Source organism: Acidimicrobiales bacterium (assembly GCA_035547835.1).
Classification (GTDB): Bacteria; Actinomycetota; Acidimicrobiia; order Acidimicrobiales; family Iamiaceae; genus DASZTW01.
In genome coordinates, this window is record DASZTW010000006.1 from 68940 (window position 1) to 82875 (window position 13936).

Consider the following 13936-nt stretch of genomic DNA (forward strand, 5'->3'; position numbering starts at 1 on the left):
CGACCAATGGCAGAACCGACCATCAGCCTCGACGACTTCCTGGCCGAGGCCGCCACGTTCCTCGACGGCCACGCCCAACTCCGCCAAGCCGACAAGCGCTTCAAGTGGGGCGAAGGCGAAGAAGAGCTCGGCATGTTCGAGGAGACCGACCGCGAGACCGAAAAGGCCGACATCGCCAAGGCCAAGGAGTGGCGCGCCACGCGCTACGACGCCGGCTTCGGCTGGGTGGCCGGGCCGACCGAGCTCGGAGGCCGGGGCCTCCCCGCGGCATATGCGCGTGCCTACGACCAACTCGAGGCCCGCTACGCCACGCCGGACGCCGGCTTCTTCGGGATCGGCCTCGGGATGGTCGCGCCGACGATCCTGGCCCACGCCCAACCGCACGTGAAGGAGCGGTACCTGGCGAAGATGTACCGAGGCGACCTGATCGGATGCCAACTCTTCAGCGAGCCCGGTGCCGGCAGCGATCTCGCCGGCCTCACCATGCGGGCCGACCGCGACGGCGACGAGTGGATCGTCAACGGCCAGAAGGTCTGGACGTCCGGCGCGCACTACAGCGACATCGGTGAGGTCATCTGCCGCACCGACTGGGATCTCCCCAAGCACCAGGGCCTCACCGGGTTCGTCGTCGACATGAAGGCGCCCGGGCTCGAAGTCCGGCCGTTGCGCCAGATGACCGGGGGCGCGGCGTTCAACGAGGTGTTCTTCAACGACGTCCGCATCCCCGACGACCACCGCCTCGGCGACGTGAACCAGGGGTGGGCGGTGGCGCTCACCACGCTCATGAACGAGCGGGCGTCGATCGGCGCCGGCTCCGGGTCGGGATCAGGGATGGCGAACGGCGTGCGGTTCATGGAGACCATGCGCCACTTCGACCTCGCCGACGACCCGGTGCTGCGCGACGAGTTCGCCAAGGTCTACATCGGCTACCAGGTCGCCAAGTTCACCAACCAGCGTGCGGTCGACAAGATCCGCGCCGGCCAGGCACCGGGCCCGGAGATGTCGATCACCAAGATGGCCCTGTGCAACAACATGCGGGCCACCACGCAGTTCATCTCCCACGTGCTCGGTCCGCGCCTGGTGGCGGACACCGGCGAGTGGGGGACGTTCTCGTGGAGCCAGTTCGTGCTCAGCGAGCCCGCCATGCACATCGCCGGCGGGTCCGACGAGGTACTGCGCAACATCGTCGGCGAGCGCGTGCTCGGCCTCCCGAAGGAGCCCGGCATCGACACCACCAGCCCCTTCCGCGAGCTCCGCACCAACTGACCACCCCAAGCACCCGACGGGGTGGCTGTCCGGTCGCCCCAACCACCACTTCCCCACCCACCACGGGGTTGTTTCGGGTTGTCGGGCGGATGGGTTGTCGGACGGTGGCGGTTGGCTCGATGGGTGGGGCGGGTCAGGGATCGAAGAGGCGGTGTTGGGGGTCCGGGACGACGGGCTGCCACTCGGCGAACGGGGGTGGATCGTCCTCCCCGCGCCACTCCGGTGGGCGCCAGTGACCGGACCACGCGGTGTGATCCATGAACACCCAGCGGCGTCGATGGATCGACGACGGACCCATCCACTGCAACGCCATCTTGTGGCGCGGGCACGGATAGCCCTTGTTGCTGTCGAACTCGTAGCCGGGGTGGTGCTCGGCTTCGGCGCGCATGATCCGGTCGCGGGTGACTTTGGCGAGGATCGACGCGGTGGCGATCGACAAGCAGGTCGCGTCCCCTTTGACGATGCGGCGGACGTTACCGGTGCCCACGAAGTCCCAGTTGCCGTCGACCAGCACCTGGTCGGGCACGACACCGAGACCGTCGATCGCCCGCCGCGCCGCCACTCGTTGGGCCTCGGCCATCCCGAGCCGGTCGCATTCCGCCGGGCTGACGTGGCCGACCGACCACGCCACACACCATGGCACGAGGCGGTCGAACATCGCTTCGCGCTCCGCCTCGGTCAGGACTTTGGAGTCGCGCACCTTGTAGACCCTGCGGTCCGACGGCAACACCGCGGCACCGATCGTGAGCGGCCCGGCCCATGCACCGCGGCCCACTTCGTCGACCCCGACCACGTACTCCGCGCCCGCGCCCCACAGCTCCCGCTCGACCGAGAGCGTGGGGCCCTTGCCCTGCAAGGCCTTCCGGAGCTGACGCACGCCCTCGAAGTTAGGGCCCGAGTGGGCAGGCCGGCGAGGCACGCACGTCAGGCTGCCCGGTCCTTTGTCGAGCGCCGGGAGGCCGGCGAACCGCGAGACTGAGCCGATGGCACTGCCGGAGCACCTCCAACAGCTCGCCGCGAAGGTGTCGAACTGGGGACGCTGGGGACCTGACGACCGCCGCGGCACCTTGAACCTGATCGACGACGCGGCCGTCCGCCGTGGCCTCGCGGCCGCCCGCACCGGCACGGCGTTGTCGCTCGCCATCCCCTTCGACGAGGACGGCCCGCAGACCGGCGGGATCCCCGGACGTGACAACCCCCACCGCACGATGCTGACGGTCAACCAGTCCATGACCGGCGACCCGACGGACTTCTGCACGTCCGACGACGCCGTCACCATGGGCGTGCAAGCCGCGACCCATTGGGACGCGCTGGCCCATGTCGGCTACGACGGCAAGCTCTACAACGGCGTGGACGCCGTCACCAACGACGAGGCGGGCGCCCACGAGCTCGGCATCGAGCACGTCGGCCCGGTCACGACCCGCGGCGTGCTGGTCGACATCGCCCGCCTGAAAGGCGTCGATCATTTCGACGACGGCTACCCGATCACCGGCGAGGACCTCGATGCGGCCACCGCCGCCGCAGGCATCGAGGTCCTGGCAGGCGACGCACTGCTGGTGCGCACCGGGCAGATGCACTTCCTCCCCGACCGCCGCGCGCGCTACAGCCATCCTTCTCCGGGCCTGTCGGCACACTCCATCGAGTGGCTCCACGACCACGACGTGGCGGCGGTGGCCACCGACACCTTGGTGTTCGAGGTCTTCCCGTGCGAGGACCCGAAGGCGCTGTTGCCCGTGCACATGATCCACTTGCGCGACATGGGGCTGTTACAAGGCCAGAACTGGTTCCTCGACGAGCTGGCCGACGCCTGCGCCGCGGACGGCCGCTACGACTGCCTGCTCGTGGCCAGTCCCCTGCCGATGACCCGGTCGGTCGGGGGCCCCGTGGCGCCGGTGGCGATCCGATGAGCGCGTTGCCGGTGCCGGCGAACGGGGCGAACCGGTCGCCTGGGTCGATGTGGTCGGACGGGTCTCCCGCGTCGATCCGCTCGGTCGGCTCCGCCGGATCCATCCGGTCGGTCGGGTCCACCGGATCCATCCTGTCGGTCGGCTCCGCCGGATCCATCCTGTCCATCGGCTCCGCCGGATCGATCCTGTCCATCGGCTCCGCCGGATCCATCCTGTCCATCGGGTCGGTGGGGTCGATGCTGTCGATCGGCTCGGTCGGATCGTTCCGTTCGACCGGGTCCGTCGGGGCGGTGGGCGGCAAAGGGACGGTCGGCCCGACCGAGCCCGACGGCGATGACGGGCGCCGCGCTGCGGGCGGGGGGCGCGGGCTGCGCGTGGTCGGCGGTGGCGGGTTGCTGCTCGGCGCCGCCTGCGCCTTGGCCGTGGCGGCCCGACGGCGATGAGCGGCACCGTGCACCTCTACCGGAGCGGGCTCGAGTGGGCCGGGTCGACCGGCGTCGGCTACGAGGGCTACCACCGGGTCCACCGCTGGTGGGTCGAGCTGGTCGACGGCACGCGGGTCGAGCCCGGCGCGGAGATGTCGAACGACCCCGCGTTCCTCGGTGACGCCCGGTTCGTGAACCCCGAGCAGCTCGTGGTGGCGGCGGCCTCGTCGTGCCAGCTGTTCAGCTTCCTGGCCGTCGCCGCGCGGGCCCGGATCGACGTCGTGGCCTACGCCGACGACGCCGTCGGCATGATGCCCGAAGACGACCCGCCGTTGCGCCTCACCGCCATCGGTTTGCGGCCCCGGATCACCATCAACACCGACCACCCCGGCCCGACGCCCAGCGACGACCGACTCCTGCACTTGTGCGAGGTGGCCCACCGCGAGTGCTTCATCGCGAGCTCCTTGCACACCGGCGTCACCGTGGAGCCGACCTTCTTTCGTCGGTGACGACGACGCTGCGCCGTCGGTGACGACGGCGCAGCTCAGCCGATGACGCCGTCCGCGGTGAGTTGGTCGAGGCGCGCCGGGTCGTAGCCGATCGACGTCAGCACCTCGCGGGTGTGCTCGCCCACCGATGGCGCCGGCCGCAGCGCGCCGACCTCGACGCCGGGCCACGACGGCACCGGCACCACCTGGCGGAGCGGGCCCATCACCGGATGGTCGAGCACGGGTGCCGATCCGTTCGCCACGACTTGGGGGTGGTCGGCGACTTCGTCCAACCCGAGCACCGGCGCGCACGGCACTTCGTGGCGGGTGAGGAGGTCGACGGCCGCAGCGGTGGTCGTCGCGCGGAGGCAGGTGCGGAGGCGGCGGAGCAGGTCGACCCGCGACTCGCCTTCGACGGCCGGCTCCCCCATGTCGACCACCGCCGCCGCGACACCGGCCCACTGCGCATCGGTCATGGCGACGAACACGAGATGGCCGTCGCCGGTGGGGGTGGCGCGAAACGAGCCGGCGACGGCCGGTCGCCCGACGGTGGGCGCCAGCACCGACTCGGTCATCATCCCGTCGGGCCACAGGAAGGCCAGCGCGACTTCGAGCATGCTGATCGACAGCGACGCACCCTCGCCCGTCCGGTGCCGCCGCAGCAGGGCCGCGCACACCGACTCGGCCAGCACGTGGCCGGTGGCCTTGTCGACCAGGCCGTGGCGAGTGAGGCGCGGCGAGCCGTCGCGCTCGGCCTGGATCGACGCCATGCCCGACAGCGCCTGGACCACGTGGTCGTAGACGGGCAGGCCCGCGAGCGGGCCGTGCGTGCCGAACCCGGCGATGGCAACGTGGACGAGCTCGGGGCGGTCCCGGCGGACGGTCTCGGCATCGAGGCCTGCCCGGGCCGCCGCATCGAGGCGCATGCTGTGCACGAAGACGTCGGCTGTGGCGATGAGGTCGCGCACGACGGCCCGTCCCTCGTCGCGTCGAAGGTCGACCGCCACCGACCGTTTCGAGCGATTGAGGTTTGCGAAGTAGGCCGACATGCCGTTGGCTTCGGTGCCGGTGTGGCGGGTGATGTCGCCCACGAGCGGCTCGACCTTGATCACGTCGGCGCCCTGGTCGCCGAGGATCTGGGTGCCGAACGGTCCCGCCATGTTCGACGTCAGGTCGACCACCCGGTAGCCGTCGAGAGGTGCGGAGCTCACCGGCTCACCCTACGGCCCCCATCCCCTGCTGTGAGCACTTGACCACCCAGGAGGTGGCTGAGCGCGCACAGCAGGGTTGGGGCAGGACGGCCCGCCGCACGCGGGGCGACGTTTACGCTGCACGGCATGGCGCGAACCGTGCACGTCTTGCCGCACACGCACTGGGATCGGGAGTGGTACAAGCCGTTCCAGTCGTTCCGGATGACCCTCGTCGACCTGGTCGACGACCTCTTGCCGCTGCTGGAAGCCGACCCGTCGTACGCCCATTTCATGCTCGACGGGCAGACGGCTGTGATCGACGACTACCTCGAGATCCGGCCCGACGCCGCCGACCGGCTGCGCCGCCTCGTGACCTCGGGCCGGCTGTCAGTGGGGCCGTGGTACATCCTGATGGACGAGTTCCTCGTGTCGGGCGAGACCATGATCCGAGACCTGGCGCTCGGCATCGACAAAGCAGCCGAGTTCGGCGGCGCGATGGAGGTCGGCTACCTGCCCGACATGTTCGGCCACATCGCGCAGATGCCCCAGCTGCTGCGCCAGTTCGGCTTCGCGCACACGACAGTGTGGCGGGGCGTGCCGGACCGCTTGTGCGACTCGCCCGCGTTCTGGTGGGAGGCGCCCGACGGCTCGCGGGTCCGGGCCGAGTACCTGCCTCGCGGGTACGGCAACGGCGCCAAGTTGCCCGACGACGCCAAGGGCCTGGTCGAGCAAGTCGACCGCTACGCCGAGGCGCACCCGCATCAGGCCACCGACCCGCTGCTGTGGATGAACGGCACCGACCACCTGCACCCGCAACCGCAGCTCGGCCGGCTGGTCGCCGAGGCCAACGCGCTGCAGGACCGTTGGCACTTTCGGGTCGGTGGGCTGGCGGAGTACGCCCGTGACGCGGTGACCAACGGGCTGCCGACGTACCGCGGCGAGCTGCGTTCGGGCGCCCGGGCCAACTTGTTGATGGGGGTCGCGTCGAACCGGGTCGACGTGAAACAGGCAGCGGCTCGCGCCGAGCGGTCGTTGGAGCGCGAGGCCGAGCCGCTGTGGGCGCTCTTCGCGCCGCCCGACAGTTGGCCCACCACGTTCCTCGCGGCGGCCTGGAAGGAGATGGTCCGCAACTCGGCGCACGACTCCATCTGCGCGTGCTCGGTCGACGAGGTGGTCGACTCCGTGCTGCACCGCTTCGACGAGGCCATCGGGATCGCCGAGGGCCTCGCGGACCGAGCGCTGGCCGCGGCCGCCGAGGGCGCGGGCGGCGACGTGCCGCTGGCGGTCAACCCCGTGGCCCGCACGCGCAGCGGGGTCGTGTCGTTCGAGCTCCCGCCCGGCGACGACCTGCCCGGCACACAGACCGTCGGCTCGTCGCCGCCCGAAGTCCAGTTCGTGACCACGACCGCCGCACAAGCCGTCGACTTCCACCGTGTCGTGGTGGAGAACTTCCTCGACGTCGACCGGATCGACGTCGAGCACGGCGCCGACGGCAGCCTCGACCTCCACCTCCACGTCGACGCGGGTCGCTTCGGGCTGCTCGACCCGGCTCCGTCGCTCGCCGCCGTCGAGGAGCTGGCGTCGACCCGTCCCGACGCGAGCTGCCGGTTCCACATGACCTGGCAGGCCACGCGGACCGTCCTCGCCCACGTGGCCGACGTCCCCGGCTTCGGCTGGCGGCGCACGGCACCCGCAGCCTTGTCGGTCGATCCGGCCACCGCGTCGGACCGCACGCTGTCGAACGGCATCTTGACCGTGGACGTTGCCGACGACGGCACGTACTCGGTGAACGGCCACGGCGGCCTCGGCCGGCTGGTCGACGACGGCGACAAGGGCGACACGTACAACTGGTGCCCCCCGGCGAACGACACCGTGGTCGACGCGCCGGACTCGGTGGAGGTCACGGTGCTCGAGACGGGGCCGGTGCGGGCCCAGCTCGCCACCGTCGCCACGTACACCTGGCCACACGCCACGTTCGGCGAGGAACGGGTGGGCGAGCACCGCGTCGTGGTCACGACCACACTCGAGCTCCACGCCGGCGACGACCTGCTGCGGGTCGACGTCGCCCTCGACAACCAGACCCGCGACCACCGGCTACGTGCCTGGTTCCCGTTGCCGACCGCCGCCACCACGTCGACCGCCGAGTGCGCCTTCGCCACGATCGAGCGGGGCCTCACGGCCGAAGGCGGGCCGAACGAGGAAGGCGTCCCCACGTTCCCGTCTCGCCGCTTCGTGTGCGCGGGTGGCCTGACCGTCGCCCACGAAGGCCTTCTCGAGTACGAGCTCGTCGACATCCGCGATGGCGCCGCGCACTCGCTGGCGCTCACGTTGTTGCGGTGCACCGGGCTGCTGTCGCAGATCCCCATGCGGACCCGCATGTTGCCCGCCGGGCCGATCACTCCGATGGAAGGGCCGCAGATGGCAGGCCCGCAGCGCTTCCGCTACGCCGTCCACCTCGGTGGCCGCGACCCTTACGACGTGGTCGACGACGCCTTTGTCCCCATGCGCGGGCTGGGTTCGCCAGGTGGTGCCGAACGGATCCACGGCGACCGGCACCAGGCCCTGTCGGTCACCGGTGCGGTCGTGTCGGCGGTGCTCCGGGACCCGTCGGGAGGGCTCACCGTGCGGGTGTTCAACCCGAGCGCGTCAACAGCCGAAGTCACCATCGACGGTCGCCACGGTTGGAAAGTCGACCTCCGCGGCCGTCCGCTCGAGCCGTTCGAAGCCACGTTCGACCTCGCCCCCTGGGCGATCCAGACCGTCCAACTCCAGCCGTGACCCCACCCCACCATCGTGGGGTGAGCAGTTGAGGCACCTGGGCAGCCCCGCATGCCCACAGCAGCGTGGAGCTCACCGTCGGGGTGAGATCACCGTGGGGTCGGGTGCCAGAGGGTCTCGCCGCGGTGTTCCACGGTCGACCAGGTGGGGTCGAGGCCGGAACGCAAGGTGACCGGGGGGCCGTCGACCTCCCACAACACCGCCGGACGCTCTCCGTGCCAGCGGACCGCGAACGACACTGCCGACGCCCCGAAGCGGATGCCGTGCGCCTCCAGCCCGCTCCCCCGCCACTCCGACGGCCAGGCCGGACACAACGTCAGCTCGCGCGCGGCGCGGTGCTCGCCCGCACCCTCGCCCTGGTCCGGCCCCTGGCCACCCGTCGCCGTGGCCTGACGGGCACCGTCGAGCCTGCCGCCCACCTCGACGACGGCGAGGGCCCGCGCGGCGCGCAACAGCCGGGCCGCCACGGCAAGGTCGTCGTCGCCTCCCGTCCCCCACGCACCTGCGTCTGACGCAGTCGCCGCGAGTCGCTCCAAGCGCACCGTCGCGTCGGCCTCGCCGCGCCGCACTGCGACCGTGGCCGCGTCGAGCTCTTCCACGAGCGAGCCATGTTCGCCCTCGTCGCCCGCCCCCGCGACAACCGGCCCGACGCCGGGGTGCGAAGCCGCCAACGCCCCGGCTGCCACGGCCGCCACCACGGCTCGAGCCTGCGCGCGGGCCTCGTCGGCGACCCGTCCGCCCGCACCGGCGCCGTTCGCACGGTGGTCGTCGGCATCGGCATCGGACGAGCCGGCATGGCCGGACGGCCCCGTCAGCGCCGACAGCGCGGCGTCGCGCGCGTCGGCGAGGGTGCCGACCGTGTGGCGCGCGTCGGCCGCAGCCCGGTGGTCGCCGATCTCGTCGAGCAGCGATGCCGCCGCCTGCAGTGCAGCGACCGACCAGCAGCGCAGGGCCACGGGCAGGTCGGTTCGGGCCGCGCTGCTTGCCACGGCTGCCGCCATGTCGCGCAGGATCTCGCGCCCGGCGCGCACGAGGTCGTCGTCGCCCGTGGCCGACCAGTACCGAGCGAGTGCGACAAGGGCGGGCGCACCGGCGCCGACCGATCGAGGTTCGGCCAGCAGCCACGAAGCGAGGATCTGGCCCGCTTCGTGGTCATGGCCTGCGTCGACGAGCGCGTCGAGCACCGCCACGACGGCCAGCGGGTCGAGACGGCTCACCAACGTCGACCCCGCCGCCCCACCCTCGGTGGCGCCGAGCAGGAGGCGCCGGTGTGCCCGGGCGGCAGCCTCGGCGAGCTGGCTGTCTGGCAACACGATGCGCCGCTCGGTTCCGCAGTGGATGTCCCACCCGGCCACCACGTCGTCGGCGGTCGGCAGGACCGGCGGGAACGTCGGCGCGATCGGGTGACCGACATCGAGGGGCACGACCACCCGGACCGTCGCCCGGTGCGGAACCGCGACGATCGCCACCGCCTGCGCCAGCCCTCGCGGGCAGGCAGCGGTCGCCGGCCCTTCGGGCACCAGCGCCGCTTCGCCGAGGAGCACCACGCTGGCCAGATCCCCGCCGGAACCCGCGCCGACGGCAACGCGGCCCGGACCACGATCGAGGACCACCGCGGGCGCGTCGTGCGCGGCGGACCCCGCGGCAGGCCGCGCCACGACCGTTCGCCCCTCCACGACCACCGACCCCACCGATCCGACCCGACCGCGGACGAACGGCCGGACCGCCCATGCGAGGGCGAACGGCATCGAGGAGCGGTTCTCGACCTCGACCACGACCACGTGACCATCGGGGACTTGCGCCGCGTACACGCGCTGCACGGCGTCGCCGTTGGGGATGCGCATCGCCGTCTCGACGACCGGGGCGGCGCCGAGCGGGCGCTGGCGGACCGCGACTTCCTCAGACGGGAGGTGCCAGCGATCGTCGGCCCCGACCCACCAATCGAGTGACCAGCTGGCGCCGCCGGGCGTGACCAGGCCGCGAGGGTCGACGGCGGCGAGCGCCGGTCCGTCGATCGTGCCGATCGATGTGAAGCGATCAGGCCGCGCGTTCGCGACCACGGGCGTGCCCGAGGCAGCCGAGCCGCCGGTGGTCACGTCGACGGTCGTCACCTCGACGGGTCCCACCTCGTCGGGTCCCACCTCGTCGCCCGCATCCGGCGTCGCGGGTCCCCCGTGCGACCACGCCCAGGGCCGCACCCAACCCTTGGTGGCCGCCGGGTCGGCCGGCTCGGGGCCAGCCCCCCGGCTGGTCCCGCGCCCGCGACCGCCCAGCGGCTTCGCGACCACCGAGCGCCAGCCTCGGCGAGCCGTCATCGACGAAGCCGCGGCGGATCAGCCAAGCCGTACATCTCCCGGCCCGTACGCCGCCGAGCAAGACCTCGGTAGGCGTCCTCGGCCGAACCACCTTGGTGGCAGACCTTGTAGACCTCTTCGCAGATGGGGAGCTCGATGTCGTACTCCTCGGCGAGCTCGACCACGACCTTCGAGGTCTTGACGCCCTCGGCCACCATGTTCATCTCGTCGATGATGTCGTCGATCTTGCGGCCCTTGCCGAGCTGCTCGCCGACGTGGCGGTTGCGGCTCTGGCTCGAGATGCAGGTCGCCACCAGGTCGCCCATGCCGGCCAGGCCGGAGAACGTGATGGCCTCGCCGCCCATGGCGACACCGAGGCGGGTGGTCTCCGCCAGGCCACGGGTGATGACGGTGGCGCGGGTGTTGTCGCCCGTGCCGATGCCGTCGGCCATGCCCGACGCGATGGCGATGACGTTCTTGAACACGCCGCCGAGCTCGCAACCCACGACGTCGTGGTTGGTGTACGAGCGGAAGAGGTCGCCGTAGAAGATCTTCTGGAGCGCCCGCGCCACGTTGTCGTCGTCCATGGCCACGACGCTGGCGGCCGCGTGGCCGGCGAGGATCTCTTTGGCGAGGTTCGGACCGGTCAGCACGCCCACCGGGTGGCCGGGCACCACCTCTTGGATCACCTGGCTCATCCGCAACTTCGTGCCCAGCTCGAGGCCCTTCGACAAGCTGACCACCGGCACCCACGGCCGCAGAAACGGCTTCACCGCTTCGAGCGCGTCGCGGAAGCCGATCGACGGCACACCCATGACGAGCACGTCGGCTTGACGCACCGCCCTTTCCAGGTCGGCGGTGGCACGCAGCTGCGCGGGTAGCTGGAAACCCGAGAGGTAGTCGCGGTTCTCGTGCTCGGTGTCGATCTGCTCGGCAAGCTCCGCCCGGCGGGCCCACAACATCGTGGGGGTGTTGGCCGCGCACAAGGCCGCCACGGTGGTGCCCCACGACCCGGCGCCGATCACCGCCACGTTGATGTCCATCTCGCTGACTCTACGGCAGGTCCCCGGCCGTAGACTCAGCCCGGTGGGAGCCGTGGTGCTGGTGCCGGTCAAGGCGTTCGGCCGGGCCAAGGAGCGTCTGGCCCCACGTCTGTCGCCGGCGGAGCGTTCGGCGCTCGCGCGCCACATGGCCACGATCGTGGTGCGTGCGGCCGCGCCGCTTCCCGTGTGGGTGGTGTGCGACGACGATGAAGTCGCCACCTGGGCCCGGTCGGTGGGAGCCGACGTGAGCTGGCAGCCGGGATCGGGGCTGAACGGCGCCGTGCAGGCCGCCGTCGCGGCAGCCGCCGCGGCCGGCTACGACCGGGCCGTCGTCGCCCACGGCGACCTGCCCCGCGCCACCACCCTCGCCTGGCTCGCCGAGGAACCGCTCGTCGCCGCCGCCGACACGGTCGTGCTGGTACCCGATCGCCGCGGCGACGGTACCAACGTCGCTTCGGTGCCCACGGGCGCCGGCTTCGAGTTTGCGTACGGCCCTGGTTCGTGCGCGCGGCACATGGCCGAGGCAGAGCGGCGATCGCTGCCGCTGGTGGTGCGACGCCACGACGCCCTCCAGTACGACATCGACGACCCCGCCGACCTCGCGTACCTCGACTGAGGCGGCCTGGCCCGGCGCACGGCGCCCGGCGCCCGAGGTCGCGCGAGCGGCACCGCGCCGGACGTACCATCCGGCCGTGCCTGGGTCGCCGATCACCCCCGTCCGGCTGCGGAGCTCGAACCTCCCCACCCCGGCTCGCGCGCTCGCGATCGGGGCGCACCCCGACGACATCGAGTTCGGGTGCGGCGCCACGTTCGCCAAGTGGGCAGCGGCCGGCTGCGAGATCCACCACCTCGTCTGCACCGACGGCTCGAAAGGCACATGGAACCCCGACGCCGACCTCACCGCGCTGGTCGCCATCCGACAAGCAGAGCAACGGGAGGCGAGCCGCGCGCTCGGCGGTGGGGGCGAGGTCGTGTTCGTCGACCAGGTCGACGGCGAGCTGCGCAACGACCGGTCGACGTGTTCTGAAGTGGCCCGCTGGATCCGCGAGCTGCGACCCGACATCGTGGTCGGCCACGACCCGTGGAAGCGGTACCGCCTCCATCCCGACCACCGGGAAGCCGGCTTCCTCACGTGCGACGCGGTCGTCGCCGCCCGCGACCCCCACTTCTTCCGCGAGCACGGTCTGGCCCCGCACCGTCCCTCCGCGCTGTTGCTGTTCGAGGCCGACGCACCCACGCACGTCGAGGACGTCACCGGCTACGGCCACGCCAAGGTCGCCGCGCTCGAGGCGCACCGCAGCCAGTTCGAGTCCACGATGTTCGTGCCCGGCGACGACGACCCGAGCCGCGACGCGGCGCTCGCACGCTTTCGCCGCAGCATCCACGACGAGCTCGCCACGGTCGGCCGCGCGCTCGGTGTTGCCGAGGCAGAGGCCTTCGCCCTGATCGACGACCTCTGACCCCGCCGACCCCGCCCTGCTGTGAGCACTTGGCCACCTGGTGGGTGGTCAAGTGCTCACAGTTGCCGGGGTGGGCGGTGTGGGAAGGTGGCGGGGTGCTCCCCGATGGCCGGTACGACGCGGTGGTGGTCGACGCCGACGAGGTGGTCGACGCCGACGGCCCGTCCGGCGCGGCGGTCGTCCGCGTCGACTTGGCGATCGCGGCAGGCGAGCACCGCGGCGAGGTGGTCACCGTGCACGCCGCGGGTCTGGGCGACCGGGATCCGCTCGACCTCCTTGCGGTCCCGGTGACGTTGACGGTGGCGGACGGGCAGCCGAAGGTCCGCTTCGAGGGCTGACGCCCGCGAATCTCGCTGGCTCGCGGCGCACCCCGATCGCCATCGTGGTACATGCGCGACTGGCCTCTGTTCGAGCTCGAGATCCGGACCCCGCGTCTGGTGTTGCGCCACCCCACTGACGCCGATCTCGAAGCGCTCGCCGATGTGGCCGCGACCGGCATCCACCCCGCGGCGGCCATTCCGTTCGAGGAGGCCTGGGCGCTCGGCACCCCCGACGAGGTTCGGCGCAGCCTCTATCAATGGCACTGGTCCGGCCGGGGCGCGCTCGGGCCGGAGAGCTGGCGGGTGGCCTTCGGGGTGTGGGCCGACGGCGCACCGGTCGGCATGCAGGACCTCTTCGCGACCGACTTCCCGACCAACCGCACCTTCCACACGGGGTCGTGGCTCGGCCAGGCGCACCAGGGCCAGGGCATCGGCAAGGAGATGCGGGCGGCCGTCTTGCACTTCGGGTTCGCCGGTCTCGGCGCGGCGCGGGCCGCGACGGGCGCGCACGACGACAACCCGGCGTCGATCGGGGTCACGAGATCGCTCGGCTATGCGCCCAACGGCGACGAGCTGATGAGCCGCGCCGCACTCGATGCCGACGGTCGCGCCACCGGTGCCCGCGAGTCGGTCCGTCTCCTGCGCTTCGCCATGGACCGTGCCGTGTGGGAGGCGCAACGGCGCGACGACATCGAGCTGCGCGGGCTCGGCGACGCCTGCCGCAAGCTGCTCGGCGCCACCGCCTGACCAGCGGCGTCTCGGCCG

13 protein-coding genes are annotated in these 13936 nt (G+C 72.0%); 9 read left to right on the forward strand and 4 right to left on the reverse strand.

The window, feature by feature from the left end; genetic code table 11:
* Positions 1-6 precede the first annotated feature (6 nt).
* Complete coding sequence (locus VHA73_06760) at positions 7-1266, forward strand: acyl-CoA dehydrogenase family protein (protein HVX17715.1); 1260 nt, start codon at positions 7-9, stop codon at positions 1264-1266.
* Between the two features lie 133 nt (positions 1267-1399).
* Here VHA73_06760 and VHA73_06765 read toward each other — a convergent pair whose 3' ends face one another.
* Positions 1400-2143, reverse strand: a complete 744-nt coding sequence (locus VHA73_06765) for a ribonuclease HII (protein ID HVX17716.1) — start codon at positions 2141-2143, stop codon at positions 1400-1402.
* A 106-nt stretch (positions 2144-2249) separates the two neighbouring features.
* Here VHA73_06765 and VHA73_06770 point away from each other — a divergent pair, with 106 nt between their 5' ends.
* The 3 genes from VHA73_06770 to VHA73_06780 are packed head-to-tail and all read left to right on the forward strand — an operon-like array spanning position 2250 to position 4107.
* Positions 2250-3173 (forward strand): cyclase family protein, encoded by a 924-nt coding sequence (locus VHA73_06770; protein HVX17717.1) that lies wholly within the window; start codon positions 2250-2252, stop codon positions 3171-3173.
* Positions 3170-3616, forward strand: coding sequence for a hypothetical protein (locus VHA73_06775; protein ID HVX17718.1), 447 nt, complete (start codon positions 3170-3172; stop codon positions 3614-3616). The genes VHA73_06770 and VHA73_06775 overlap by 4 nt, the downstream gene beginning before the upstream one ends.
* A complete protein-coding gene (locus tag VHA73_06780) occupies positions 3613-4107 on the forward strand; it encodes an OsmC family protein (protein ID HVX17719.1) in 495 nt (164 codons plus the stop codon). The genes VHA73_06775 and VHA73_06780 overlap by 4 nt, the downstream gene beginning before the upstream one ends.
* A gap of 35 nt (positions 4108-4142) precedes the next feature.
* Here the strand turns inward: VHA73_06780 and VHA73_06785 are convergent, their stop codons facing one another.
* Positions 4143-5297 (reverse strand): CoA transferase, encoded by a 1155-nt coding sequence (locus tag VHA73_06785; GenBank protein ID HVX17720.1) that lies wholly within the window; start codon positions 5295-5297, stop codon positions 4143-4145.
* Between the two features lie 126 nt (positions 5298-5423).
* Between VHA73_06785 and VHA73_06790 the strand changes: the two genes are divergently transcribed.
* Complete coding sequence (locus VHA73_06790; protein ID HVX17721.1) at positions 5424-8054, forward strand: glycoside hydrolase family 38 C-terminal domain-containing protein; 2631 nt, start codon at positions 5424-5426, stop codon at positions 8052-8054.
* Between the two features lie 89 nt (positions 8055-8143).
* Here the strand turns inward: VHA73_06790 and VHA73_06795 are convergent, their stop codons facing one another.
* Together VHA73_06795 and VHA73_06800 are read right to left on the reverse strand one after the other, a co-directional pair.
* Positions 8144-10195 carry a hypothetical protein gene (locus VHA73_06795; protein ID HVX17722.1) on the reverse strand — a complete coding sequence of 684 codons (2052 nt, stop codon included), beginning with the start codon at positions 10193-10195 and terminating at the stop codon, positions 8144-8146.
* Between the two features lie 170 nt (positions 10196-10365).
* Positions 10366-11391 (reverse strand): NAD(P)H-dependent glycerol-3-phosphate dehydrogenase, encoded by a 1026-nt coding sequence (locus VHA73_06800; protein ID HVX17723.1) that lies wholly within the window; start codon positions 11389-11391, stop codon positions 10366-10368.
* Positions 11392-11434: 43 nt separating this feature from the next.
* Between VHA73_06800 and cofC the strand changes: the two genes are divergently transcribed.
* From cofC to VHA73_06820, 4 genes are all read left to right on the forward strand, one after another.
* Positions 11435-12007, forward strand: coding sequence for a 2-phospho-L-lactate guanylyltransferase (cofC, locus tag VHA73_06805; GenBank protein HVX17724.1), 573 nt, complete (start codon positions 11435-11437; stop codon positions 12005-12007).
* A gap of 76 nt (positions 12008-12083) precedes the next feature.
* On the forward strand, positions 12084-12851 hold the full coding sequence (locus tag VHA73_06810) for a PIG-L deacetylase family protein (protein HVX17725.1): 768 nt from the start codon (positions 12084-12086) through the stop codon (positions 12849-12851).
* Between the two features lie 95 nt (positions 12852-12946).
* A complete protein-coding gene (locus tag VHA73_06815) occupies positions 12947-13189 on the forward strand; it encodes a hypothetical protein (protein ID HVX17726.1) in 243 nt (80 codons plus the stop codon).
* A 51-nt stretch (positions 13190-13240) separates the two neighbouring features.
* Positions 13241-13918 carry a GNAT family protein gene (locus VHA73_06820; GenBank protein ID HVX17727.1) on the forward strand — a complete coding sequence of 226 codons (678 nt, stop codon included), beginning with the start codon at positions 13241-13243 and terminating at the stop codon, positions 13916-13918.
* Positions 13919-13936 lie beyond the last annotated feature (18 nt).

What these genes read in the sequence shown, in the direction of transcription:
- VHA73_06760 (HVX17715.1), top strand. Translation starts at nt 7, where the DNA reads ATGGCAGAACCGACCATCAGCCTCGACGACTTCCTGGCCGAGGCCGCC.
- VHA73_06770 (HVX17717.1), top strand. Translation starts at nt 2,250, where the DNA reads ATGGCACTGCCGGAGCACCTCCAACAGCTCGCCGCGAAGGTGTCGAAC.
- VHA73_06775 (HVX17718.1), top strand. Translation starts at nt 3,170, where the DNA reads ATGAGCGCGTTGCCGGTGCCGGCGAACGGGGCGAACCGGTCGCCTGGG.
- VHA73_06780 (HVX17719.1), top strand. Translation starts at nt 3,613, where the DNA reads ATGAGCGGCACCGTGCACCTCTACCGGAGCGGGCTCGAGTGGGCCGGG.
- VHA73_06790 (HVX17721.1), top strand. Translation starts at nt 5,424, where the DNA reads ATGGCGCGAACCGTGCACGTCTTGCCGCACACGCACTGGGATCGGGAG.
- VHA73_06800 (HVX17723.1), bottom strand. Translation starts at nt 11,391, where the DNA reads ATGGACATCAACGTGGCGGTGATCGGCGCCGGGTCGTGGGGCACCACC.
- VHA73_06820 (HVX17727.1), top strand. Translation starts at nt 13,241, where the DNA reads ATGCGCGACTGGCCTCTGTTCGAGCTCGAGATCCGGACCCCGCGTCTG.